The organism is Streptomyces xinghaiensis S187 (assembly GCF_000220705.2).
Lineage (GTDB): Bacteria > Actinomycetota > Actinomycetes > Streptomycetales > Streptomycetaceae > Streptomyces > Streptomyces xinghaiensis.
This window is the reverse complement of record NZ_CP023202.1, coordinates 3,674,410-3,698,449: the sequence shown is the minus strand read 5'-3', so window position 1 is coordinate 3,698,449 and position 24,040 is coordinate 3,674,410. Positions and strand designations below refer to the sequence as shown.

Below are 24,040 nucleotides of genomic sequence, written 5' to 3'. Positions count from 1 at the left end.
TGCGCGGTTCCGCGGGTGCTCAGTCCACCGGGGCGAGGGCCACCCAGACCGGGCCGCGGGCGAAGGGGAGGCGGCGGCCCTCGGTGTCGGTGAAGGTGGTGCCGGCGTTCGCCGAGGGGCGGCTCCACTCGGCCTCGTACTCCCGGCCGTCGCGCAGGACCAGGGCGCGGCCGGAGCCCACGGTCTCCGTGTAGGGGGTGATGCTGCCCGAGCGGTCGCCGTAGTCGGAGGGGCGGACCGTCACGTACTGGACGACGACGGTGGCCGCGCCCAGCCGGTCGCTGCCGTTCGTGCGGGCCGGTGACCCGTCCATGGAGACCAGCCAGCGCTTCTCCTGGGCGGACCAGTCGAAGGTGAAGCTCGCGGCCGGGAAGCGGACGGTGTGCTCCCCGGTCTCGCGGCCGCCGCTCGGTGCCGGGCCGAAGCGGAAGCCGATGTCGCGCGGCGCCGAGGCCCCGGAGGCGGCGCGCACGGCGCGGTCGGGGCGGAGGTAGAGGTTGTGGGGCGCGGAGCGGCTCGGGTCGCGGACGTACCCGTCGGTGAGTTCGCCCGGCGGGAGGGGGATCAGCGGGGCGGCCTCCACCAGGGGGCGCAGCTTGCTCTGCACACCGGAGTACGCAAGTGCGGGGGTGCCGAACTGGCGCAGCAGTTCGAGGTCCGACTCGCGGGCGCTGCGCACCGGACCGAGGGATTCGGGCAGCTCGGAGGCGAGGATCGCCAGTATCCGGGTGAGCCCGGCCTCGACTTGCTCGATGTAGACGATGTCGGCCTTGTCCAGGCCCGTGTGGGGCCTGGCCGCCCGCACGTTGTCGATCTTGACGGCGAGGACCTTCTCACCCGCGCCCCGTTCGCCGGTGAAGGGCGAACGTCCGTCGCCGTCCCCGTCACCGTCCTCCGTCTGGCAGGCCGCTGCCAGCAGCGACAGCGCCGCTGTCAGCAGTACGGTCCGTCGCGTCGCCGTCCTGGCCATGGCTGCCCGCCTCCTCGTCCGTGTACTCGAAGTGTGCCTCCCCGGCCGGTGAACGGCATCGGCCCATCGGGGCAAAGAAAGGCCCGACCACTTTGGGGCGGGGGCGCCCGGGTCCGCCGTGCGTGCGGTCCTCGGCCGGGGCGGTGCGAAGCAGGACCCGGCTCGGGCGGTCCGGTCGGACCGTACGAGAATCCACTCCTCCGGTCCGTACATACTTCGGCCGGTCTCATGAGTCATGAGTCGTGGAGAGAGTGGAACAGCGCCCGCCCGGCTGTCCGCTGCTGACAGATTCCCGCCGTTTCAGGCCGATTCGGAGCGTGTGAAGTGAGAACCCTCGACAAGGGCCCGCGTGCGCGCGGAGCCGGTGCGCCCCCGCTCGCGCGCGGACGCCGGGCCGCCGCCGTCGTCGTGACCGCCGGTGCCGTGCTGGCCGTACCGGCCGTGGCCACGCCCGCGCAGGCCGCCCCGTCCGGGCCGCCCGCGCCCTCCGTCAGCGCCAAGGGCGCGTTCCTGCTGAACCAGGCGGACGGCTCCAGGATCTACGGCAAGTACGCCGACACCAAGCGGCAGATGGCCAGCACCACGAAGATCATGACGGTCCGCGTGGTGCTCAGCCAGACCGGTCTCGACCTGGACCGGAAGGTCACCGTCCAGCAGGCGTACCGCGACTACGTCGCCCGTGAGGGCGCCAGCACGGCCGACCTCAGAACGGGCGACAAGGTCACCGTCCGGCAGCTGCTCTACGCGACGATGCTGCCCTCCGGCTGCGACGCCGCGTACGCCCTCGCGGACACCTTCGGCAGCGGCACCACGCGCTCCGCGCGGGTGAAGTCGTTCATCGGGAAGATGAACAAGAAGGCCGACACCCTCGGTATGACCAACACCGAGTTCGACTCGTTCGACGGCATCTCGACGACCGGCAGCAACTACACCACCCCGCGTGACCTGGCGAAGCTGGCCCGCAGCGCGATGAAGTACTCGACGTTCCGCACCGTCGTGAAGACGCGGAAGACCGTGCGCTACGCCAAGACGAGCACCGGCGGCACCCGCACCTACACCTGGTACAACACCAACCGGCTGCTCGGCTCCTACTCCGGCGCCGTCGGCATCAAGACCGGCACCGGGACCGCCGCGGGCCCGTGCCTCGTGTTCGCCGCGACCCGCGGCGGCAAGACCCTGGTCGGGGTCGTCCTGAACGGCAGCAGCCGCTACACCGATGCCGCGAAGCTCCTGGACCACGGCTTCGGCAGCGACACCGCCTCCAGGATGACACTGCGCCGGCTGCCCTCGGGCGCGGAGCAGGACTGACCGGCCGGCAGGGCTGAACGGAAACGGGGCCGGGGACCGGGCCCCGCCGGACCTCTCGGGTCAGCGGGCAGCGGTTGGCGGGTCGCCGGTTGCCGATGCCGGTTGCCGATGGGTGAGGTGCGGCTCGACGGTCTCAGCGCGTGCTGTCGCCGCCCGTGCCGCCCGTGCCGCCCGGGCGGGCCGGGACGGGCTCGGCGTCCGCCGCTTCCGGCCGGGCCGGTTCTCCCACGGCGGAATGCGGCACGGCTTCTTCCGGCGGGACGGCTCTCAGCGGGACGGAATGCGCCGCCGGCACCGGCTCGTCGGGGTGCTCGGCCGGGCGGACCGGCACGGGCTCGGCCGGGCCCGTGCGGCGCAGCCGGCTCCGGAGGCGGGAGCCGGGCGTTCCGCCGCCGGTCACGCCGGACGCACCGGTCGCGCCGGGCCCGCCGGTCAGTCCGAGTTCCGCCGCGATGCGCTCCCAGAGGGCTTCCGGCGGTGCCGTCACCCTGTCGTCCGGGGAGACGTTCCGGGCGGCCGCGATGATCCGGCGCAGCGCGGCCAGGGTGTCCCGGCACCGCGGGCAGGCCGCGAGATGGCGCTCGGCGGCCCGCGGTTCCGCCCCGCCACCGGCCGAACCGGCGTCCGCCCCGTCTTCCTCCCCGGCGGACGGCCGGTCGCCGAGGGCCAGTTCGGCCAGCAGGGCCGGGTCAGCGTGCTCCGTCACCGTCCGTCTCCATTCGCGTTCTCAGCCGGCCCAGACTCCGGCGGACATGGGTCTTCACGGTGCCCAGCGGCAGATCCAGCCGTTCCGCGATCTGCGCCTGCGTGAAGTCGTGGTAGAAGGCCAGCCGCAGGATCTGCTGCTGCGGCTGCGGCAGGGCGCAGAGCTCGTCCATCACCAGCACGCTGTCGACGACCCCGTCCACCGGGTCGCCCCCCGGCCGGTCGACGACCGCGCCCGCGGCCCGCCGGGCCTTGTCCTGGCGGCTGCTGCGGGCCCGCAGGGCGTCGGCGATCCTGCGGCGGGCGATGCCGAGCAGCCAGCCGGGCAGGGAACCCCGGTCGGGCGAGTAGCCGGCGCGGCCCCGCCAGGCGCTGACGAACACCTCCTGGGTGACGTCCTCCGCCTCGCTCGCGTCGCCGAGCGCGCGGCCGGCGAACGTGTGCACCAGTCCGGCCCAGCGGCGGTACGCCTCCGCGAGGCAGCCCTCGTCACCGCGGGCGAAGCCTTCGGCCAGTTCGGCGTCCGTGCGGGTTCCGGTCACCCACGCGACGATAGGGAGCCGGTCGCCCCGATCCTCCGCACCACGGCTAGCCGCTCACCCGGGTGGCGGTCACGATCAGGTTGTTCCGGTAGCCGCCCTGCTCGCGGTCGTACGGCAGCGTGCAGGTGATCAGCGTCAGCACCGGGGGGCCGTTGCGGCGGAACAGCTCGCCCGGCAGCCGGTCGCGGTCCCGGACCTCCCGGGACACCACCCTGTAGCGGACCGCCGGCGCGCCCTTGCGGCGGACGACGACGGCGTCCCCCGCGCGGACGTCGTGGAGCGCGGCCAGCGCGCCCAGCCTGCCCGTGCGCGAGTCGACGTGGCCGACCAGGACGGCGGAGCCGGCGGGGGCGCCGGGGGCCGGGCCGTACCGGTACCAGCCGGTGCCGGCGGCGTCACCGGGCACCGCGACCGTGCCGTCCCGGGCCAGGCCGACCGGTTGGACCTGCGCGTCGACCCGCAGCCGGGGGATGCGGAGCCGGACCGGCGGCGTGACCGCGGAGGCCCGCCGGTCCGGCTCCGCGCGGGCGATGCCGTCCGGTGCGTCCCGTGAACGGCCGGGGGGTGCGCCCCCGTCGTCCTCCCGGCCGCCGTCCCCGCCGCCCGTCCCTCCCGCGGACCGCCGGTCGCCGAAGCCGGGCGGCGGCGCGCCCTCCCCGGTTTCCGGCTCCGGCACGGCCAGCAGGGTCGCCACCACCATGATGGCGGCCATCGCCGCGACGGCACCGGCCGACAGCCAGGGGCGGAATCCGCGGGAGGCCAGGACCTTCCGCACCGCCGCCCACACTCGCGTTCCCGCTCCGGTCCTCACGTTCATCCCAGCTCTCGCCCCTGTCTCGTCCGGGCTCTCGTCCGGTGGTCCTTCCTCGCACGGGTTTCCGTTGGGGCCCCCGGCCCCGGGCCGCGCGGGCGGCCGCCCGGCGCGCGGGCGCACGCCGGGCGGCCTTGCCGCACCTGCCCGTCCGGTCCGTCCGGTCCGTCCGGTCGCCCCGGTCACCGGTCACCAGCCGTCCGGGCCGCGGAGGCCCGCCACCCGCCGGCCGGAGCCGGCGGCGGGCACCGCGACGCCTAGGGGTGCCGGGGAGACCGGGGAGTACGGGGCGCGGGCCCCGCCCGGTGCTCAGCCCCGGGAGCGGCTGCCGCGCCAGGCCGTACGGGTGAGCAGCACACCGGCCGCGGCGAGCGCACCCGCACCCGACCAGGCCGCCCAGGCGGAGGCGCCGTCCGAGCTGTCCGCGCCGGCCTGCATCAGCGAGTCGCTCTGGCCGCCCTTGACGCCGTCCGGGGCGCTGTGGAGGCCGCTGAAGGTCTGGGTCTTGAGTGCGAGGTTCTCCTCCTCCGCGCTGCCCCAGGCGTAGACGACGTTGCTCGTGCCCTCCTTCAGGGCGAGCTGCGCCGGGCCGATGACGACATCGTCCGTCCCGGCCAGGGTGACGTCGGCGTTCACCGTGCCCGCGGGCACCGTGGTGGTGGCCTCCTTGGGGTTCTCCAGCCCCTTGACGATCGGTGTTCCGTCGGCCCGCACATCGACGGCCGGCGCGGCCGCGACATGGCGCACGGTGAGCCGGGCCTTGCCGGCGGGCACCTTCGACACGTCGTTGACGTAGGCGTTGAGGGTCGGCTTGCCGTCCGCGGTCAGATGGGCGGCGACCGTGGCGTTCGCCCCGGCCGGGACCTCCACCGTCTTCTGGATGGCGGGCGTCCCCTCGGGGTCGGCGCCGGCCTCGAAGACCTCGATGTCGTAGCTGCCCGGGTCGAGCGCCTGCGGCGCTGTCAGCGTGCCGGGTTTGAAGTTCGGCAGGAGTTCCTTGCCGTTGGCGTACACATCGACGGTGAGGCCCGGAACGCCGTGGAAGACGGATACCTGTGCCTTGCCCTCCCCGGTCTGCGACGGCCCGGCCTGGGCGGGGGCGGCGGAGAGTCCGAGGGCGCATATGCCCACCGTGGCCGCGATGGCCGCGGCGCTGCGGCAATTCCTCATCGAAATACCCCTTCACGACGACGCTCCGTCCGATTGCGGAGCATTCATCACATATTTCGGGTTGAGGACCGTGTTCGGATGCAGGGAGAGCAGATCTTCTCGCGGTGACGCTTCTCCTGGGCCCGTCCGCCCCCCGGCGCCCGTTCCCTGTTCCTCGTTCCCGTTCCCTGTTCCCCGTTTCCCGCCGTCGCGCCGTCCGTCTTCCGCTCCCGCCCCGCGCCTCACTCGTTCGCCCTGCCCGGCGCGACGGGCCCGGCCGGTTCGGTGAGGCTCGGGCTGTCACCGTCCTCGCACGGTCCGTGCACGGGCCCCGCACCGGCTCGTGCACGAGCCCGCGCGTGGCACGGGCCGGACCGCACCGCACCGCACCGCCAGAGAGTGAGTTCCGCCGTGCCCCTGCTCCCGCCCGCCTCCCGCATCCACCGCACCGCCCGCTCGCGGCTCCGTCGTGCCTCCGGCGCCGTCGCCCTGGTCGCCGCCGCTCTCCTCGGCACCGTGGTCCCGTCACACGCCGGAACCCCCGGCGGCGGGGACGGCGGCGCGGGCGGGACCGATTCCCGGCCGGGGCACCGGGACCGGCCCACCGTCGTACTGGTGCACGGGGCCTTCTCGGACGGCTCCGCGTGGCGCGGCGTGATCAAACGGCTGCGGCACCAGGGGTATCCGGTGATCGCCCCGGCCAACCCGCTGCGGGACCTCGCCGGGGACTCCGCGTACATCGCGTCCGTCCTCCGGACCATCGAGGGTCCCGTGGTGCTCGTCGGGCACTCCTACGCGGGCGCGGTGATCAGCAACGCCGCGGCGGGCGACCCGGACGTCAAGGCGCTGGTCTACATCGCGGCCTTCGCCCTCGACGTGGGCGAGAGCACGGAGACGATCAGCGAGGCGTTCCCCGGCGGCGAGGTCTCGGAAGCGGTCGTGCCGGTTCCCTACACGCGGCCGGACGGCGGGACGGGCACCGAGTTCTACGTCCGGCGGGACCGGTACCGCCAGGTCCTGATGGCGGACGTCCCCAGGCGCGAGGCGGCGCTGATGGCGGTTTACCAGCGTCCGATCGGGCTGGCCGCGGTGACCGGCGTGTCCCGGGCGGCGGCCTGGCGGACCATCCCCTCGTGGTTCCTGGTCGCTCGCGAGGACCGCGCCCTGTCGCCCGCCGCCGAGCGCTTCATGGCCCGCCGCGCCGGCGCCCGCACCGTCGAGGTCGACGCCCCGCACTTCGCCCACGTCTCCCATCCGGGCCCGGTGGCCCGGCTGATCACCGACGCGGCGGAGCACACGGCGCACGCCGCACGCCTGCCCGACGGGCATGACCGGGACGCGCAGGACGACCGGGACCGCCCGGGCGCGCCCGTGGCCGGCCGGCGGGCGGCGCAGGCCCCGGTGGCCTAGGGTCCCGAGAAGGCCCGGGAAGCGGGAGGCGGGAAGCGGAGGTGTCCGCCGGCTCAGCGGTCGCGCAGCCGGGCCACGGCCTCGCGGAGCGCGGGCAGCCGCTGGTACAGCGCCTCGCCGGGGCAGTCGGTCTCGTAGCCGTCGCGGTGCCCGGAGATGACGTTGAGTTCGGCCTTGTCGCCCTTGTCGTAGCGGCTCTCGTCGTTGCTGGAGGTCAGCCTCACCGTGCCGCGGGGGTCGGCCCCGGGCCGCAGCTTCCACGCGGCGACCTTCGCCATGCCCGCGAGCAGCTCCCCCGGTACCGGCGTCCCTTCCGTGAAGGTGCCCAGCGCCGCTATGCCCACGGTGTGGGCGTTGAAGCCCTTGGCGTGCGCTCCGCGTACGGGGCGGCTGGCGCTGCCGGCCCGGCCCTCGTAGATGGTGCCGCACCGGTCCACGACGAAGTTGTAGCCGATGTCGTCCCAGCCCTCGTGGGTGACGTGCTCGGTCTGGAGCGAGCGCAGCAGTTCCGGGACGTCGGCGCAGTCGTAACCGTTGGGGTGCCCGGTGTGGTGGACGAAGACGGCGCTGACGGCGCCGCTGTACGGCGCGCGCTCGCGGACCAGGTCCTCGTCCGCGTCCCACTTCTGCCTGCTGACGATCGCGGGACGGGGTGCCGCCGGGCGTATCGCGGCGGGTTCGTGTCGGCCGGGAGGGTCGGACCGTACGGCCGCGTCCCGCACCGCCAGCAGAGCCAGCGGGAGGACGACGGCCCCGGCGCCCAGGGCCAGTCGGCGTGACCACATGGGACCAGCCTGCGGGCACCGGCCGTCCGGACCCCGGATAACTGCCGCCGTTCGGGTGAAGCCACCCACTCTGAGCTGCGATTTCACCCGAGCGCGCCAGGCGGGCGCCGGACTACGGCGGCGCGGACGGGGCGGGGAGACGCCGGGGAGGAGGGCGGGGGACGGGAAGGGGCCCGGTCGTCGCCGACCGGGCCCCGGGTGTCACGTGGTGCGCCGTTGTGCCGCTGCGGCGCTCAACCGCCGTGTCAGCCGGCGAAGTTGACGCCGAGGACCGGCGAGCCGGAGGCGGAGACCCCCACGGTGGAGGTGTAGATCGAGACGCCGCTGCCGCCGATCACGGATCCGTTGGACTTCAGCGCGTACACCGCGCCGTTGCCGCCGTTCTCGCCCATGGCGCCGACCGTCAGGTCCGCCTTGCCGTCGCCGTTGAGGTCGGCGAGGTGCACGTCGGAGCCGAAGTTGTCGCCCTCCTCGTTGGAGTTGGGGACGCCCGCCGTGTTCTGGTGGAACATCTGCGCGCCGGCGCCGGTGATCCCGGAACCGTCGGCGGCGCCGTAGAGCACGGTGGCGGCGCCGGTTGCGGCGAAGCCGTCGAGCGACTCACCGGGCGAGCCGACGACCAGGTCGAGGTGGCCGTCGCCGTTGACGTCGCCCAGGTCGAGCTCGGCGCCGAAGGCGTCGTAGCTCTCCGAGCCGCCGGGGACGCCGGGGCTGTCCTGGGTGATGGCGGTGCGGCCGCTGTCCGGGCCGTTGGCCGAGCCGTAGACGATGTTGACCTTGCCGCCCTTCGACGCGCCGGGCACGCCGGAGTCGGCGTCCCAGAACATGCCGATGACGATGTCGCCGTAGCCGTCGCTGTTGGTGTCGCCGATGTCGGTGATGACGCCCGCGGCCAGCTTCGAGCTGCCGGTGATGGTGAGGCCCGAGGGGGTGCCCGGCAGGTAGTAGTTGGCGTTCCAGTGGTTCTCGCCGTCGGACGCCTCGTTCTCGAAGCCGTCGGCCACCAGGTCGGCGATGTCGTCACCGTTGACGTCACCGGAGTGCAGGTTCAGCGGCCCGGTGTCGGAGCCGCTGAGCATCGCGGGACGGACGGAGTAGACGCCGCCGGTGGTGCCGGAGGTCTTGCCGAAGCCGCCGCGGTAGACGCGGATGGTGGCGGAGCTGGAGCCGATGGCCAGGTCGGCCTTGTCGTCGCCGTTGAAGTCGGCGCCCTCCAGGGTGTAGCCGAACCGGTCGTGCGAGGTGGAGGCCGGGTCCTTGACGGTGGTGCCGCCGGACAGGCCGCTCGCGGAGCCCCAGACGATCTGGACGGTGCCGCCGTTGACGTCGTCGCCGACCTTCTCGTAGGGCGCGCTGACGGCCAGGTCGGTGTAGCCGTCGTTGTTGAAGTCGGCGGCCGTGGTGTCGGCGCCCCAGCGGTCGCCCTTCTCCGAGACTCCGGGGACGCCCGCGCTGTCCTGGCTGAGCACGGTGCGCTTGGCACCCGAGATGCCGTTGGCGGTGCCGTAGAGGACGACGACCTGACCGGCGTGGGCCCGGCCGTTCACATAGGCGCCCGGGGCGGAGACCGCGACATCCAGGTAACCGTCGCCGTTGAAGTCGGCCGTCGGGCGGGCGCCCTCGGCGGCGGCCGTGCCCGCCGTGGCCGCGAGCAGGCCACCGGTCAGCGCCGCGGCGGCAGCGGTGGCCAGGACCGTACGGAAGTGCTTGTGCATGCGGGGTTCTCCTGTGCATGCGGGATGCGCGACGCATCCGCAGTCGAGTGGGTGCCGGACCGCGCTTCCCAGCCCGGACGTTCCCCGGGCGGGCGGCAGTTGACGCAGAGAAGACCCCGGGTGAACTCGAAGGGTTGTACGAGAAAACGAGACGCCCGAGTAAGTCCCTTTCCACCCCGGCGGTACCGCGCCCTGCATCGATGTGTATCCGGACGTATCGCGCCAACAAAGACAGACGCGGCACGCTTGTCCCATGGACCCCGACACGGAGATCGACCACGGCGCACCACTGACGCCGTACCGGCAGCTTGCCGAGATTCTGCGCGCCCGCATTGCGCGGGGCGACTGGAAGCCAGGCCGTGCCATTCCTTCGGAAACACAGTTGGTGCAGGAGTACGGCCTTGCTCGATCCACGGTCCGGCGTGCGCTGGAAGTGCTCAGCACCGATGGCGTGATCTTCGTGGTCCCGCAGCGTGGCCGGTACGTGAGCGGGCCTCGTTAGAACCACAGGCCGGAGGGTGCCCGAAAAGCCCTCGGCCCGGCGGGCCCACCCGGGGCCAGGTACTCCGCGAGGCGCCGCGCCTCATCGGGCAACCCAATATTCGGCCGCCGGGAGGCCCGGCCGGGGCGTTGGGGTGGCATCCCGGCCGGGCCGTCTTCGGGGGTGCGTCGTCAGCGGCCGCTCCGGCCTCCCCTCAACGCCTCACCTACCTGTTCGCTCAGGGGCCCGGTCAGCGGCCCGTCGAGCGGTAGCGGATTGCAGGGCAGCCGTTCACCGCGCGACCGCGCCACGCCCAGCACATCGGTCAGGCACTCCACGAGACGGCGCGCCACGTAGGTCAGTTCACCGGTGCTGAACTCGTCGCCGGAATCGAGCATGTCGCGCGCGAGACCCACCACCGCCTCGGCCGCCGCCATCTGCTGCGCCTCGATGTAATCGGCCAGCCGCGACAGCGGGCCGTCGGGGTTTCCGTCGGGGAGCATGGCCGGCTTTCCCTCCGGCCCGTTCCAGGGCAGCCTGCGCAGCGCTTCGCTCACGCGGTCAGCTCCCTGTAGTCGATCCCAATGGTCGACGTCACGAGGGCAGTACGCCTGTCCCGCTGCGGCCGCCTTTCTTGGGCGCGGCGATACGCCAGCACGCAGGGGCACGCCCATGGGATTCCCTCGCTGTGCGGGGGCTCGGCCCCGGGCGTGGGCTGCGGGGCCGGCCGTGCCGGCGTGAGGCGGGTGAGCGGCGCCCGTCGCTTACCACTCGGGGGGAAAAGAAGCCCCAGGAGCCAGGGGATTAGGGTTCGCACTGTCGGTCACTCCTAGCGTGATCGGCCACGCCCCGGGGCAGTTCGCCGCTGCCGCCGGGGTCCCTCCAAAGAGAGGCACACCGAAGTATACCGAGGTGCACTCAGGATGCGGAGGCCACTTCGGTGTACTGAGGTTTGCTCCATGGAGATTGACCGCACGCGCGCAGCCTGGCCACAGATCGCCGCTGAGATCATCCGGCGCATCCGGTCCGGGGAGTATCCGCCGGGCACGAAAATTCCGAGCGTGGTGCAGATCGCCAATGAGTTCGACGTGGTGAACTCGACCGCTCAGCGAGCCATGGAGGCGGTCCGGCGGGAAGGGCTCACGCGCAGCGAAAAGGGCATGGGTACGTACGTGGTGGACGACCTGCCACGCTGAGCCCGGACATCAGAAACACAGGCAGGTGCGCTGAGCATATGGAACTCGACCGCACACGCCCGCTGTGGCGACAGATCGCAGCGGAGATCATCCGGCGGATCGAGGGCGGGACCTATCCGCCGGGAAGCCGCGTGCCGTCCACGCTGGAGATCGCCGAAGAGTTCGGAGTCGTCAACGCCACGGCGGCCAAGGCGATGCGGTACGTCCGCGAGGAGGGCTACACACGCGGGGAGGTCGGGCTGGGGACCTTTGTGGTGGACGAGCTCCCACACTGAACCCGTACACCCCGGTGGGTCCCGGCGGTGGCCAGGGCTGCCGCCTGCCGGACCGAATCGGCGGAGGCGGCCAGCAGCGGCAGCCGGACGGCCGGGCTGGGGATGCGGCCCTGGGCGTGCAGCACCCCCTTGATCACGGTCGGGTTCGGCTCGGCGAAGAGAGCGGCGGACAGCCGGGCCAGCTCGGCTCCCAGCCTGCGGGCCGGTCCGGCGGCGTCGCGCCGCCACAGCGAGATCAGCTCGGCGTAGTCGGCGGTGCGGACGTTGGCCGACGCCAGGATGCCGCCGTGGGCGCCCGCCGCGAGCAGGGGCGAGATGACGACGTCGTCGCCGCCGAGCACCGCGAAGCCCGGGGCCGGGGAGCCGAGCAGTGCCATCGCGGCCGCGTCGATCGCACCGGTCGCGTACTTGACCCCGACGACCTCCGGCAGGTGCCCGAGCGCGTTCAGCGTGCCGGTGCCGAGGGACTGACCGGTGCGGTACGGGATGTCGTAGACGACCAGCGGCAGACCCCCGTGCTCGGCGAGTGCCGTGAAGTGCGCCAGCGCTCCCGCCTCGCCGGGCCGGGTGTAGGGCGGCGTGGGAACCAGCGCCGCGTCGACGTCACCGCTCCGGGCGAGCTCCCGCAGTGTCGTGATGGCGGCGGCGGTGTCGTTCGTGCCGACGCCGACGATCAGCGGAGCTCCGTGTGCCCGGCAGGCGGCCGAGCAGATACGGACCACGGCCCGCTTCTCCTCGGTGGTCAGCGTGGCCGCCTCCGCGGTGGTCCCCAGGGCGACGAGCCCCCGGGCGCCGCCGGCCGACAGCGCCTCGTCGGCGAGACGGGCGAGCGCGTCCGGGGCGAGGCGCAGGTCGTCGGTGAACGGAGTCACCAAGGGGACGAACAGACCGGTGAGTTGTGCTTCGGGCTTCATACGTCCAGCCTGACCGGGGAAACCCGGTAGATCCAGTTCAGGTTTCTTCGCTCATGCGTAAGCTCACCTTATGCTCGATCTCCGGCGTCTCCACCTGCTGCGCGAACTGGACCGGCGTGGCACCATCGCGGCCGTCGCCGAGGCGCTGACCTTCACCGCCTCGGCCGTCTCCCAGCAGCTGAGCGTGCTGGAGCGCGAGGCGGGCGTGCCCCTGCTGGAACGAAGTGGCAGACGGGTGGTGCTCACCCCGGCGGGCCGCGCCCTCGTCACCCACGCCGATGCCGTCCTCGAACGCCTCGAACTGGCGGTCTCCGAGCTGGCCGGGGCACGCGAGGGCATCCGCGGGCCGCTGCGGATCGGGACGTTCCCCTCCGGCGGCCCCGCGATCGTGCCCGCCGCGCTGGCCGAACTGGCCCGGCGGCATCCCGCGCTGGAACCGATGGTGCGGGAGATCGACTCGGCGCGGGTCTCCGACGGCCTGCGCGCCGGCGAACTCGACGTGGCCCTCGTCCACGACTACGACTTCGTGCCCGCGTCACCGGACACCACGGTCGGCCAGGTGCCTCTGCTGGAGGAGCCGATGTACCTGGCCACGGGAGGCGCCACCGGCGGCGCTCCCGCCACCGGTCCTGCCGCCCGTGGCGACACGCTGGCGGAGCTGCTCGGGCCGTGGGCCGCGTCACCGTGGATCACGGCCCGGGACGGCACGACCGGTCACGCGATGGCCGTACGCGCCTGTCAGGCGGCCGGATTCCAGCCGCGCATCCGCCATCAGGTCAACGACTTCCGTACGGTCCTGGCGCTGGCCGCCATCGGGCAAGGCGCCGGATTCGTACCGGAGATGGCCACCGCACACGCCCCCGGGGACGTGGTCCTGACCCGGCTGCCCCTCTTCCGCCGTTCGAAGGTGGCCTTCCGTGCGGGCGGCGGCACCCACCCGGCGATCGCGGCATTCGTGGCGGCGGCGCGGACAGCGGTGAGCGACATGGGCGGTGCCTCCTCACGGGCCGCTTCGGTGCGTTGAGTCGCGGATCCCGTACTCGCGGAGATCCCGGTCGGCAGGGTGCCCGGAGTGCGGGCCGGGCTTACCGGGACGCGCAGGCCCGGAAACGCGGGGCCCGGCCGGTACGTGGGGGTCGCGTGCCGGCCGGGCCGTCCTCGGGGGTGGGTGTCATGGGCGGCTGCCCTCAGGTGTAGATGATCTGGGCGTTGGCGGCGAGGTTGTAGAAGTCGCCGACGGTGATGACGCCCTGGACCTCGTCGATGAGGTCGTCCTTCTCCAGTTCGAAGAGGTCAACGGACGCCTTGCAGGCGTAGAGGCCCGCGCCCGTGTCGCTGATCATCTCGATGAACTCGGGGATGGGCGGGATGTCGAGCTTGGCCATCCGGCGCTCCATGAGCCGGGTGATCATGTCCGGGGCGCCGGGGAGGGCGCCGACCACGGTCGGGAGGTGCAGTCCGGGGTTGCCGACGGTGGCGAACTTGATGTGCTCGTAGCGCTTCTTCGTGATCGCGTCGAGGCCGAAGAAGGTGAAGAAGAGATCGGCCTCGATGCCTTCGGCGCGGGCGCCGTTGGCCATGATGAGGGCCGGGTAGATCCCCTCCAGGGATCCCTTGGAGACGATGATCGAGACCTTCTCCAGCGTGGCGGTGGTCATCGCGGGTTCTCCTGTATCGGTGAGTCGGTGTACGGCCCGTGGGCCGGTGGAACGGTGGGCCGTGGCCGCGCCGGCGGGCCGTGGTGTGCGGGGCGGACGGGCCGGCGCGGCGGCTGCGGGGCGTCAGATGCAGCCCTTGGGCTTGGGGATGCCGGCGATCTTCGCGGCGGTCTTGGCCGGGCCCTTGGGGAAGAGCTGGTAGAGCTCCTTGACGCTCACGCCCGACGCCTTGCCGAGCACCCGGACCGTGGGGCCGGTGCCCTTCTCGGCGTACTCGGCCCGCATGAAGGTGAGGACCTTCCAGTGCCGGTCGGTCAGTTCGTCGATCGCGTGCTCCTTGGCGATCTCCGGGGCCATCGCCTCCGTCCACTGGTCCGGGTCGGCGAAGAAGCCCTCGTCGTCGAGTACGACCGGGGTACCGGCGTAGGTGGTGGTGGTCATGGCTGTTCTCCGTTCGGTGCGGTCAGGCGGCGGGGTGGGCGGCGTCCGCGGGCCGGGACTTGCCGTGTTCCGGCATGGCCGAGCCGATACCGGGGAGGTCGCGGCCGGGCAGCAGGCTGTGCCAGTAGAGCCATTCGAAGGCGAGCTTGCCGAGGTGGTTGGCGCGCGACTCCTTGAGGAGCGGCAGGCCCACGGCCGCGGGGTAGTGGCCCGGCAGCGGTTCGGTCTCGTAGTTGAAGTCGATCAGCAGCGCCTTGTGGAAGCCGGTCTCGATGAAGCAGTTGGTGTGGCCGTCGTACGAGCCGTCCAGCGGTTCGCCCGCCAGGTGGCGGCCGATGTTGTGGACGAGCACCTCGCCCTCGAAGTGGGCGACCGAGCCGGCCTTGGAGGCGGGGAGCCCGGCGGCGTCGCCGAGGGCGAAGACGTTCGGGCGGGCCTTGGACTGCAGGGTGCGCTGGTCGACGCGGACGAAGTTCAGCTCGTCGCCGAGCCCTTCGGAGCGGCCCACATACGGGGCGCCGCCGTGCAGCGGGACGACCACGGCGAGGTCGAACGGCACCTCGGTGCCGTCGTAGGAGACCAGCCGGCCGCCTCCGCCGGGGCCGGACTCCACCTCGTCCATCTCGACCGAGCCGAGGGTGAACTCGGTGACGAGTTCGACGCCCTTCTCCTTCAGCAGCCCCCCGAGCGCCTGGGCCGCCACCGGTTTGGTGAACGCGCTGTCGAGCGGGGTGACGTAGGTGAGCTGCACCTTGTCCCGGATGCCGCGGCGCTGGAAGTACCAGTCGGCGAGGAAGGAGAACTCCAGGGGTGCGACAGGGCACTTGAGGGGCAGGTCGGCGACGTTGACCACGAGCCGGCCGCCTTCGAACTCCTCCAGCGCCCGGTGGAGGGCGGTGGCGCCGGGCAGGTCGTAGAAGGTGTGCACCTGCTTGCCCCAGGCAGGGCCGACAAGGCCCTCGGTCTCCTCGGGCAGCAGGACGGCGCCGGTGGCGACGACCAGGACGTCGTAGCCCAGGGAGTCGCCGTCGGTGAAGCGGACCCGGTCCGCATCCAGGTCCACCTGGTCGATCTCGGCCCGGCGGTACTCGATCCCGTCCAGCAGCTGCCGTCCGCGGGGGCGGACGAGGGCGTGGGGTTCGGCGAGGCCGAAGGGGACGAACAGCAGTCCGGGCTGGTAGACGTGTTCGTCGTTCTGGTCGACGACCACGATCTCGTACTCGCTCCTGTCGTACAGCCGCCGCAGCCGGTTGGCCGTGAGTGTTCCGGCGGTGCCGCTTCCGAGGATCACGATGCGCCTGTTCATGCCTCCACTGTCGTGCGGGGGCCGGGGCGGGGTGAGGGGCCTTTGGTCCCCGGGCGGGTACCCATAGGGGTATATCCGGAGGCGGTCGGTCCCGGGTCGGCGCACCGGCCGGCGCACAGGCCGGCACAGGCCGGCACAGGCCGGCACGGACCTCGCACGACGGCGGGACGCGCCGGGGCCCGGCCGCGGGGGAACGGCCGGGCCCCGGGGTCGTGCCGCGGCGGGCCGGCGGGAGCGGAGGCGGAAGCGGGCGCGAAGCGCGTGGGCCCCGCGGCGGCCGGCCGCCCGGCTCAGCCCTTCGCGCCGGGCTTGGTCGCGAGGTACCAGTCGGCGAGCTTCACACTGTCGTCGGTGAGCCGGGCGTCGAGCTCGTCCTGCGTCCTCGGGGCGCCGACCACCACGTCGTCACCCGGCTGCCAGTTGGCCGGGCAGGACACCTGGTCGCGGTCGGAGGTCTGCAGGGCGTCGACGAGGCGCAGGATCTCGGGGATCATCCGCCCGGCGTTCATGGGGTAGTACAGCACCGCGCGGACGGTCTGCTCCGGGTCGATGACGAAGACCGCGCGCACGGCGGAGGTGCCCGAGGTGTTCGGGTGGAGCATGCCGAAGGCGTGGGAGACCTTCATGTCCAGGTCGGCGATGATCGGAAAGGGGATGCGCACCCCCTGCTTCTCCTCGATGGCCCGGACCCAGGCCAGGTGGCTGAAGACCGAGTCGACCGAGTTGCCCAGCAGGGCCGCGTTGCGGGCCGCGAACTCGTCGGCGAGTTCGGTGAACGCGATGAACTCGGTGGTGCAGACCGGGGTGAAGTCCGCGGGGTGGCTGAAGAGGATCAGCCACTTCCCCGTGTAGTCGGTGAGTTTGACGGTGCCGTGCGTGCTGTCGGCCTCGAAGTACGGGGCCGGGTCGCCGATGAGGGGGAGCCGCCCCTCGGTCGCGGCGGGCGCCTGCTGCTCGGAGACGGTCATGGTCGGGAACTCCTCGGTGGTACGGGACGGCGAACGGGAATCCGGACGGGAACGGGAGCGTTACCCCAAGTACTCCCACACCCTTCCGATACGGGGGAGGGTATTACTGTCCCAGCCGTGGGGGCAGGGCCGAACGGCCCTTTCCCCGGTACGCAAGGCCCCTGCCTGTTCCATTCCGGCCGGGGTGCACTGGAGAGCACGGTCCCCGCACCGGCCGGGCCGGTCCCACCCGTCCGTCCGGTTCCGCCCGTCCGGCCCAACCGGCCGGGCCGGGGGTGATTCCGGCCACGGCAACCGGTAACCCGTCCGGTGAACCGGTACCAACCGGCACCGGCCGACCGCACGGTCCCCCGGACGCGCCCGGGGATCCGGCGCATCCGCGAGAAGGCCAGGCGTTCAGCAGCACGGCGGAAGGAGACGTGGCCGTGACCCCCAGGACATCCGGCACCACCGCCCCACGGCGGTCCGCCGCTCCACGACAGTCCACACCCCCACGGCGCTCCGCACCGGAACCGCGGTCCGCACCGGCGCCGCGGAGCGCCCGGTCCGGAGCCGTTACCGCCCGCGACGGCGGTACCACCGGCGCACACCGGGGCAACGGAGCCACCGGCACCGCCGGAAACAACCGCGCCACCGAGCAGCCGACGGCGGCGGCCCGCCCCAGCTCCGTCGCCTTCTACGCGGCCCAGCACGGCCCGGCACGCCACGCCGGCCACGGGCTCAGACCGTGACCGCCGCGCCGCCCGCCCGGCGGTCCGGGCCCTCCGGGGACCCGGCACCCACCACGCCCCTGCTGGAACGCGTCCGCCGGGGCATCATCGGCGACGACGAGGTGCTGGACGGCCCCTACGGCCCCCGCCGCCTGGTCTACGCCGACTACACCGCCTCCGGGCGGTCCCTCGGCTTCATCGAGGACTTCATCCGGGACCACGTCCTCCCCCGCTACGCCAACACGCACACCGAGAGCTCCAGCACCGGCCTGCAGACCACCCGCCTCCGCGAGGACGCCCGCCGCGTCATCCGCGACGCCGTGGGCGGCACCGAGGACGATCTGGTGATCTTCACCGGCTCCGGTGCCACCGCCGCCGTCAACAAGCTGGTCGGCATCCTCGGCCTGCGGGAGCAGCCGAGCGCCGCGGTGCTGCCCGCCGAGCGTCCGGTGGTCTTCGTCGGCCCCTACGAGCACCACTCCAACGAGCTGCCCTGGCGCGAGTCGGTGGCCGACGTCGTGGTCATCGGCGAGGACGCCGACGGGCACATCGACCCCGCCCGGCTGGAGGAGGAACTGGTCCGGCACGCCGGGCGGCCGCTGCTGATCGGCAGCTTCTCGGCCGCCTCCAACGTCACGGGCATCCTCACCGACACCGACCGCATCGCCCGCCTGCTGCACGCCCACGGCGCGCTGTCCTTCTGGGACTACGCGGCGGCGGGCCCGTACGTGCCGCTGCGCGTCACGGAGAGCGCGCCGGGCGCGGGCGACCACAAGGACGCGGTCTTCCTCTCGCCGCACAAGTTCGTCGGCGGCCCGCAGACCCCCGGCGTCCTCGTCGTACGGCGGGAACTGGTGCGCAATCCGGTGCCCACCGCGCCCGGCGGCGGCACCGTGGCGTTCGTCGGCCCGCTCGGCCACCGCTATCTGGACGATCCGGTGGTCCGCGAGGAGGGCGGCACCCCGGCGATCGTCGAGTCGATCCGCGCCGGGCTCGTCTTCGCGCTCAAGCAGGCGGTCGGCACCGATCTGATCCAGGCCCGCGAGGAGAGCCACTGGCGGTATGCGCTGGAGCGCTGGGAGCGCGACCCCGCCATCGAGATCCTCGGCAACCACCGGGTGCGGCGGCTGTCGATCGTCTCCTTCCGGATCCGGCACGGCGAGCGCTATCTGCACCACAACTACGTGGTGGCGCTGCTCAACGACCTGTTCGGCATCCAGGCCCGGGGCGGCTGTTCCTGCGCCGGCCCGTACGGGCACCGGCTGCTCGCCATCGACACCGCCGCCTCCGACGCCTTCCTGGACGAGATCACCCGGGGGTGCGACGGCGTCAAACCGGGCTGGGTCCGGATCAACTTCAACTACTTCATCTCCGAGACGGTGCGCGACTACCTCGTCCGTGCCGTGGAACTGATCGCCCGCCACGGCCACCGGCTGCTGCCGGACTACCGCTTCGACCCGCACACCGGCGGCTGGCACCACCGCCGCGCCGCCACCGAGCCGCCGCTGCGGCTGTCCTCCTTCGGCTACGACGCCGGGGGCCGGCCGGTCGTCCGCGACGAGCGGCGCCGGGCGGGCGAGGAGTCGCTCGCCGGCCGGCTCGACGAGGCCCGGAGTCTCTTCGCCTCCCGCCCGGACGGCGTGGACGACGGCCCGACCGGACTGCCCGAGGACTTCGAACGGATGCGCTGGTTCCATCTGCCGCCGGCGTGCCTGGACCGGGGCGCGGGCCCGGAATGAATCCGCCCCGCCCCCTGTTGGCAGGGATACCCGCCGCAATACCCCAGTGGGTATAGAGAGAAGGAGAGCCGGGCCCATGCCGACCATTGAGCTGACCAAGGACAACTTCGAGGAGACCGTCACGAGCGCGGGCATCGTGCTGGTGGACTTCTGGGCCGCCTGGTGCGGACCGTGCCGGATGTTCGCCCCCGTCTTCGAGAAGGCGGCGGAGAGCCACCCCGACATCGTCTTCGGCAAGGTGGACACCGAGGCGCAGCCGGAACTCGCCGCGGAGTTCCAGATCTCCTCGATCCCGACGCTGATGGCCATCCGCGACCGCACCGTCCTCTACGCCCAGCCCGGCGCCCTCCCCGCCCCCGCGCTGGAGGAGCTGATCGGCAAGATCCGCGCCGTGGACATGGAGGACGTACGGCGGCAGCTCGCGGCCCGCGCCGGCCAGAGCTGAGCACCGGCCGCGGCTGAGCACCGGCCGCCCCTCCGGGTCCGTCCCGCCCGGGATGGACCCGGATCACAGGTCACGCCCCCGCACCGCCGCACCGCCGCACCGCCGCACCGCCGCACCGCCGCACCGCCGCACCGCCGCACCGCCGCCGGAACCATCCCCCGATTCCGGCGCGCGGTGCGGTGCCATGCGCGGTTCCCGAGACAACGCGGTTCCCGGGACAACAGTGACGGAACAATCAATCGCGCACAGACCCGGTCAACAGGGCGGCAGAGAGCATCGGTTGGCTGCCTCTTCCCGTCACAACCCGGTATCGCACCGCCGCAGAAACATTCCATCCGCTTAACTGACCCCGGTTTCACGTCAACGGGGGAAGGCAGCGCGTCCGATGGGCAGACACAGCAGACAGACCTCCGCGGGGCACGTGCGGAGCACGGCCCTGCGGACCGCGGCGGCACTCGGCGTGGCCGGGACGATCGCCGTGGCGTTCCACGCGTCCTCCGGTGACGGCGGAACGGCCCGGACCCGCACCGACGTCACCGCCCAGGACCGGGGGCCCGACCTCCCGGCGAGCCCCGCGGGATCACCCGCCGAGCCGGGGTCGCCGCGCTCCGGCGGGCTCTCCCCTTCGTCCTCCGCCGCGCCCCGGCCGGTGGCGGACGATCCGGGCACCGGCTCCCTGCGCGGCGGTGCCGCCGCGGCCGCCACCCCGGACAGCCGTCCGGGCGGGGCCCGCGAGCACGCCGCCGCCCCCGGGCGCAAGGCGGAGGGGACCAGCCGGAAGCCCGGCGGCCCGGCACCCGGCGGTTCCGCGTCCGGTGCCGGTTCGGCGCCCGCCTCCGCCGGGACGAACCCCGGGACGGACACCGGGCCGGAGCCCCGCGCGGCCGGGCCGGCCGGGGGCACGGGCGGGGAGAGCCGCGACGGCACCGCCCTGTCCGGCACCGTGGAGGGTGTCACCGGAGTCCTCGGCGGTCTCACCGGGAACCTCACCGGCGGCCTCGGCTGGGGCGGGAACGTCCTGCCCACGGGCTGAGCGGCCGCGCCCCGGCCACGCCCCGCGGAGCCGTGCCGTGTCCCGGTCGACCGGCCCCGCGCCGGACTCGCGGCCCCGCTCCGTACCCGCACCGGCCGGCGCCCCGGCGGCGCCGTCCACAGGGTGGGCACGCTTCCATGCGCCCGTCACCTGCGCGTTAGCCTGCTGTGCATGCGCAAGGACAGCGGGAGCGACGACGGCGGGAGCCCGGACACGGACGGTGGAACGGCCGCCGGACGGACCCCACCGGGCCGGCTCCTGCGCCGGGCGCGCCGGGGGACGTTCGCGTACTTCGCGCTCAACGGCTTCGTCATGGGCGTGTGGGTGGTGCACATCCCCTCCGTCGAGGCCAGGGCGGGCATCTCCCACGCCGTGCTCGGCTGGCTGCTGCTGTGCATGGGCGGCGGCGCCTTCGCGGGGCTGCAGCTCGCCGGTCCGCTGAGCGACCGGTTCGGCAGCCACCGCACGCTGCCGGTGGCCGCGGTGCTGTGCAGCGGCTCCCTGGTGCTGCCCGGTCTGGCGGAGAACGTCTGGGCGCTGGGCGCCGCCGTGGTCGTCTTCGGCTTCGGCAACGGCTGTATGGACGTCAGCATGAACACCCACGCGGTGCAGGTCGAACGCGGATACGGGCGCCCCGTCATGTCGGCCTTCCACGCGGTGTTCTCGATCGGTGGTGTCTTCGCGGCGCTGGCCGGCGCCCGCACCATCAGCTGGGGCTGGAGCGTGCCGCTCACCCTCGGCTGCATCGGCGCCCTCTGCGCGGTGGCCTCGGTGCTCGCCGCGCCCACCCTGCTGCGGCTGGGCACGCTCTCCGCGGTGGACGCGCGCGACACCGGCACCGTCCCGGAGGAGGCCGGGAAGGCCTCCGGGGCGGCGGCCGGGGCGGCGGCTCGCGTCGAGGCGCCCGGGGCGGACGGCCCGGCGGATCCGCGGACGCCCCTGCCTCACCAGACCCCGGCCCGGCGGCCCGCGCCCCTGCCGGAGGCACCCCCCGCGCCGCCGGGGAAGCGGCGGCCGCCCCGCCGCGTGTGGGCACTGGCCCTGCTGGCCCTGATCCTGATGCTCAGCGAGGGCGTGGCCTACGACTGGAGCGTGCTGCACGTCAAGACCGTGCTGGACGCCCCCGCCGCCACGGCCGCCCTGGCGTACGGCGCCTTCGCCACGGCGATGACCCTCGGACGGCTGTTGGCGGACCGCGTGGCGGCCCGGTACGGCCCCGTCTTCGTGGTCCGTTACGGCGCGGGCCTGGCGGCGGCCGGGCTGACGGCCGTGGCGCTGTCGTCCTGGGTGCCGCTCGCCCTGGCGGGCTGGACGGTCTTCGGACTCGGGCTGTCCGGCTGCGTCCCGCAGTTCTTCAGCGCGGCGGGCCACGTGGACGAGGACGCCTCCGGGGCCAACGTCTCCCGGGTGGCGGGCCTCGGCTATCTCGGCATGCTGGCCGGACCCGCGATCATCGGTCCGATGACCGCGTTCATGCCGCTCAACCTGACGTTCTTCCTGCCGGTGGCGTTCTGTGTGACGGCCGTCTTCACCGCGGGCATCCTGCGCCCGCCCGCCCCGGCCCGGGCCGCCGTCTCCCCCGCACCGGCCCGCACGCGCGCCTGACGGGGCCGTCCGGGACCGGAAACGGGACCTGCGGACGATGCCGCGGAGGTCCGGGCCGGGGAAACTGCTGCCATGGTCGAGGCGATGGTCGAGGTGGACGGGCTGCGCAAGGTGTACGGGGGCAGACCCGTCGTGGACGGGGTCTCCTTCGCCGTCGAGGAGGGCGAGATCTTCGGCATCCTCGGCCCCAACGGCGCGGGCAAGACCACGACCGTCGAGTGCGTGGAGGGTCTGCGGACGCCAGACGGTGGCACCGTACGGGTCGCGGGGCTCGACCCCGTGGCCGACCACGACGAGATCACCCGCATCCTCGGGGCCCAGCTCCAGGAGAGCGAGCTCCAGGCGAAGCTCACCGTCCGGGAGGCCCTGGAGCTCTACGGCTCCTTCTACCGGGCACCGGCGGACTGGCGGCTGCTCGGCGAACGGCTCGGCCTCACCGGCCATCTGGGCGCCCGGTTCGAGAAGCTCTCCGGGGGCCAGAAGCAGCGGCTGTTCATCGCCCTCGCACTGATCGGCAATCCCCGCATCGTCGTCCTGGACGAGCTGACCGCCGGACTCGACCCGCGCGGACGGCGCGACACCTGGTCCCTGATCGAGGACGTCCGCGACTCGGGCGTCACGGTCCTGCTCGTCACCCACTTCATGGAGGAGGCTCAGCGGTTGTGCGACCGGGTGGCGGTGATCGACCGGGGCCGCCTCGTCGCGCTGGACACCCCGGCGGAGCTGATCCGGCACGCCGCCAACGCGACGCTCATCTCCTTCACCCCCACGCGGCCGCTGGGCCACGAGGTGCTGAAGGCCCTGCCGGGGGCCGCCTCCGTCGCGGAGAAGGGCGGCCGGATCACGGTCGGCGGGACGGACGAGACCGTGAACGCGCTGATCGCGCTGCTCGTCCGGGAGGACGTCACGGCGGAGCGGCTGCGCATCGTGGACGCCACGCTGGACGACGCCTTCCTCGACCTCACCGGACGACGGGAGGCGGCCGGTGCGAGCGGCACACCCGGCTCGCCCGGCTCACCCGGCACACCCGACCCGGCCGGGCCGCCCGGTCCGGCCGCCGCCTCCGAGGGAGCGCAGTGAGATGCCCGTACCCGCAGCGTTGTCCCGCGCTCTCTCCCGCACGCCGTCCGGCACCGTGTCCCTCGCCGTCCTGAGAGCCGAGGTGCGGCTCTTCCGCCGGGAGCCCGGGGCGATCTTCTGGATCATCGCCTTCCCGACCCTGCTGCTCGTCATCCTCGGTCTCATCCCGGATTTCCGCAGGCCGGGTGAGGATCTGGGCGGGCTGCGCGTCATCGACCTGTACGTTCCGACGGTCGTCCTGCTGTCGACCATCACGGCGGGGCTGCAGAGCATGCCGGCCGTGCTCACCGGCTACCGCGAACGCGGCATCCTGCGCCGGCTCTCCACCACGCCGGCCCGTCCCGTGAGCCTGCTGACGGCCCAGATCGCCGTGCACTTCGGCGCGATCCTCGTCGCGGCCGCCGTCGCGCTCGTGGTCGGCCGGACCGCGTACGGCGTCGCGTTCCCGCAGCAGCCGTTCGGATACGCCCTGGCGTTCGGCACCGCGACGCTCAGCGCGCTCGCCCTGGGCACGGTCATCTCGGCGGTCTCGCCCAGCACGAAGATCTCGAACGTCCTGGGCTCGCTGGTCTTCTTCCCCGCGATGTTCACGGCCGGCGTCTGGGTGCCGGTGCAGGTGATGTCCGGGACGCTGCGGACCGTCGTGGAGTACACCCCGCTGGGCTCGTCGGCGCAGGCCCTCCACCAGGCCTCGGCCGGCGGCTGGCCGGACTGGGCACACCTCGGTGTCAGCGGCCTCTGGGCGCTCCTCCTGGTCGTCGCCGCGGCCCGCTGGTTCCGCTGGGAGTGAGGGG

25 protein-coding genes are annotated in these 24,040 nt (G+C 73.4%); 12 read left to right on the top strand and 13 right to left on the bottom strand.

Annotation, left to right across the window (positions count from 1 at the left end):
- Positions 1-19: 19 nt before the first annotated feature.
- On the bottom strand, positions 20-970 hold the full coding sequence (locus SXIN_RS15870; protein ID WP_019707261.1) for a DUF3048 domain-containing protein: 951 nt from the start codon (positions 968-970) through the stop codon (positions 20-22).
- A gap of 408 nt (positions 971-1,378) precedes the next feature.
- Here SXIN_RS15870 and SXIN_RS15865 point away from each other — a divergent pair, with 408 nt between their 5' ends.
- A complete protein-coding gene (locus SXIN_RS15865) occupies positions 1,379-2,278 on the top strand; it encodes a D-alanyl-D-alanine carboxypeptidase family protein (protein WP_039820280.1) in 900 nt (299 codons plus the stop codon).
- A 133-nt stretch (positions 2,279-2,411) separates the two neighbouring features.
- On the opposite strand, the gene SXIN_RS15860 is transcribed toward SXIN_RS15865, so the two are convergent.
- The 4 genes from SXIN_RS15860 to SXIN_RS15845 form a co-directional block, all read right to left on the bottom strand.
- A complete protein-coding gene (locus SXIN_RS15860; RefSeq protein WP_095757134.1) occupies positions 2,412-2,984 on the bottom strand; it encodes a hypothetical protein in 573 nt (190 codons plus the stop codon).
- Positions 2,968-3,525 (bottom strand): sigma-70 family RNA polymerase sigma factor, encoded by a 558-nt coding sequence (locus SXIN_RS15855; RefSeq protein ID WP_019706475.1) that lies wholly within the window; start codon positions 3,523-3,525, stop codon positions 2,968-2,970. The genes SXIN_RS15860 and SXIN_RS15855 overlap by 17 nt, the downstream gene beginning before the upstream one ends.
- Positions 3,526-3,571: 46 nt before the next feature.
- Complete coding sequence (locus tag SXIN_RS15850) at positions 3,572-4,342, bottom strand: class F sortase (protein ID WP_095757133.1); 771 nt, start codon at positions 4,340-4,342, stop codon at positions 3,572-3,574.
- A 303-nt stretch (positions 4,343-4,645) separates the two neighbouring features.
- Positions 4,646-5,506 (bottom strand): DUF4397 domain-containing protein, encoded by an 861-nt coding sequence (locus SXIN_RS15845; protein WP_095757132.1) that lies wholly within the window; start codon positions 5,504-5,506, stop codon positions 4,646-4,648.
- 390 nt (positions 5,507-5,896) lie between these two features.
- Between SXIN_RS15845 and SXIN_RS15840 the strand changes: the two genes are divergently transcribed.
- Positions 5,897-6,895: an alpha/beta fold hydrolase gene (locus SXIN_RS15840; RefSeq protein ID WP_238153774.1), complete on the top strand. Its 999-nt coding sequence runs from the start codon at positions 5,897-5,899 to the stop codon at positions 6,893-6,895.
- A gap of 53 nt (positions 6,896-6,948) precedes the next feature.
- Here the strand turns inward: SXIN_RS15840 and SXIN_RS15835 are convergent, their stop codons facing one another.
- Both SXIN_RS15835 and SXIN_RS15830 read right to left on the bottom strand, forming a co-directional pair.
- The gene (locus SXIN_RS15835) at positions 6,949-7,680 is read right to left on the bottom strand and encodes a peptidoglycan recognition protein family protein (RefSeq protein WP_019707265.1); all 732 of its coding nucleotides are present in this window, start codon (positions 7,678-7,680) and stop codon (positions 6,949-6,951) included.
- A gap of 245 nt (positions 7,681-7,925) precedes the next feature.
- Positions 7,926-9,395, bottom strand: a complete 1,470-nt coding sequence (locus SXIN_RS15830; RefSeq protein WP_019707266.1) for an FG-GAP-like repeat-containing protein — start codon at positions 9,393-9,395, stop codon at positions 7,926-7,928.
- A gap of 253 nt (positions 9,396-9,648) precedes the next feature.
- Between SXIN_RS15830 and SXIN_RS15825 the strand changes: the two genes are divergently transcribed.
- Positions 9,649-9,897: a GntR family transcriptional regulator gene (locus SXIN_RS15825; protein ID WP_019707267.1), complete on the top strand. Its 249-nt coding sequence runs from the start codon at positions 9,649-9,651 to the stop codon at positions 9,895-9,897.
- A gap of 170 nt (positions 9,898-10,067) precedes the next feature.
- On the opposite strand, the gene SXIN_RS15820 is transcribed toward SXIN_RS15825, so the two are convergent.
- Positions 10,068-10,433 (bottom strand): hypothetical protein, encoded by a 366-nt coding sequence (locus tag SXIN_RS15820; RefSeq protein WP_019707268.1) that lies wholly within the window; start codon positions 10,431-10,433, stop codon positions 10,068-10,070.
- Between the two features lie 402 nt (positions 10,434-10,835).
- On the opposite strand from SXIN_RS15820, the gene SXIN_RS15815 reads away from it, so the two are divergent.
- Positions 10,836-11,072, top strand: a complete 237-nt coding sequence (locus tag SXIN_RS15815; RefSeq protein ID WP_019707270.1) for a GntR family transcriptional regulator — start codon at positions 10,836-10,838, stop codon at positions 11,070-11,072.
- A 38-nt stretch (positions 11,073-11,110) separates the two neighbouring features.
- The gene (locus SXIN_RS15810; RefSeq protein WP_019707271.1) at positions 11,111-11,347 is read left to right on the top strand and encodes a GntR family transcriptional regulator; all 237 of its coding nucleotides are present in this window, start codon (positions 11,111-11,113) and stop codon (positions 11,345-11,347) included.
- Here the strand turns inward: SXIN_RS15810 and SXIN_RS15805 are convergent.
- Positions 11,290-12,261 carry a dihydrodipicolinate synthase family protein gene (locus SXIN_RS15805; RefSeq protein ID WP_019707272.1) on the bottom strand — a complete coding sequence of 324 codons (972 nt, stop codon included), beginning with the start codon at positions 12,259-12,261 and terminating at the stop codon, positions 11,290-11,292. The two genes, SXIN_RS15810 and SXIN_RS15805, sit on opposite strands and share 58 nt — an antisense overlap.
- Before the next feature lie 70 nt (positions 12,262-12,331).
- Here SXIN_RS15805 and SXIN_RS15800 point away from each other — a divergent pair, with 70 nt between their 5' ends.
- On the top strand, positions 12,332-13,285 hold the full coding sequence (locus SXIN_RS15800; protein WP_019707273.1) for a LysR family transcriptional regulator: 954 nt from the start codon (positions 12,332-12,334) through the stop codon (positions 13,283-13,285).
- Positions 13,286-13,448: 163 nt separating this feature from the next.
- Here SXIN_RS15800 and SXIN_RS15795 read toward each other — a convergent pair whose 3' ends face one another.
- The 4 genes from SXIN_RS15795 to SXIN_RS15780 form a co-directional block, all read right to left on the bottom strand.
- Positions 13,449-13,919 (bottom strand): DsrE/DsrF/DrsH-like family protein, encoded by a 471-nt coding sequence (locus SXIN_RS15795; RefSeq protein ID WP_019707274.1) that lies wholly within the window; start codon positions 13,917-13,919, stop codon positions 13,449-13,451.
- A gap of 123 nt (positions 13,920-14,042) precedes the next feature.
- Positions 14,043-14,360: a TusE/DsrC/DsvC family sulfur relay protein gene (locus SXIN_RS15790; RefSeq protein WP_019707275.1), complete on the bottom strand. Its 318-nt coding sequence runs from the start codon at positions 14,358-14,360 to the stop codon at positions 14,043-14,045.
- 22 nt (positions 14,361-14,382) lie between these two features.
- A complete protein-coding gene (sqr, locus tag SXIN_RS15785) occupies positions 14,383-15,666 on the bottom strand; it encodes a type III sulfide quinone reductase, selenoprotein subtype (RefSeq protein ID WP_019707276.1) in 1,284 nt (427 codons plus the stop codon).
- Positions 15,667-15,956: 290 nt separating this feature from the next.
- Positions 15,957-16,634, bottom strand: a complete 678-nt coding sequence (locus SXIN_RS15780) for a peroxiredoxin (protein ID WP_019707277.1) — start codon at positions 16,632-16,634, stop codon at positions 15,957-15,959.
- A gap of 727 nt (positions 16,635-17,361) precedes the next feature.
- On the opposite strand from SXIN_RS15780, the gene SXIN_RS15770 reads away from it, so the two are divergent.
- The 6 genes from SXIN_RS15770 (at position 17,362) to SXIN_RS15745 (ending at position 24,036) form a co-directional block, all read left to right on the top strand.
- Complete coding sequence (locus SXIN_RS15770) at positions 17,362-19,083, top strand: aminotransferase class V-fold PLP-dependent enzyme (protein ID WP_019707279.1); 1,722 nt, start codon at positions 17,362-17,364, stop codon at positions 19,081-19,083.
- 76 nt (positions 19,084-19,159) lie between these two features.
- Complete coding sequence (gene trxA / locus SXIN_RS15765; protein ID WP_019707280.1) at positions 19,160-19,528, top strand: thioredoxin; 369 nt, start codon at positions 19,160-19,162, stop codon at positions 19,526-19,528.
- Between the two features lie 385 nt (positions 19,529-19,913).
- On the top strand, positions 19,914-20,561 hold the full coding sequence (locus SXIN_RS15760) for a hypothetical protein (RefSeq protein WP_095757131.1): 648 nt from the start codon (positions 19,914-19,916) through the stop codon (positions 20,559-20,561).
- 171 nt (positions 20,562-20,732) lie between these two features.
- Positions 20,733-22,166 carry an MFS transporter gene (locus SXIN_RS15755; RefSeq protein ID WP_095757130.1) on the top strand — a complete coding sequence of 478 codons (1,434 nt, stop codon included), beginning with the start codon at positions 20,733-20,735 and terminating at the stop codon, positions 22,164-22,166.
- A 72-nt stretch (positions 22,167-22,238) separates the two neighbouring features.
- Entirely contained in the window at positions 22,239-23,246 is a 1,008-nt protein-coding gene (locus SXIN_RS15750) for an ABC transporter ATP-binding protein (RefSeq protein ID WP_019707282.1), read from the top strand.
- A gap of 1 nt (position 23,247) precedes the next feature.
- Complete coding sequence (locus tag SXIN_RS15745; RefSeq protein ID WP_095757129.1) at positions 23,248-24,036, top strand: ABC transporter permease; 789 nt, start codon at positions 23,248-23,250, stop codon at positions 24,034-24,036.
- Positions 24,037-24,040 lie beyond the last annotated feature (4 nt).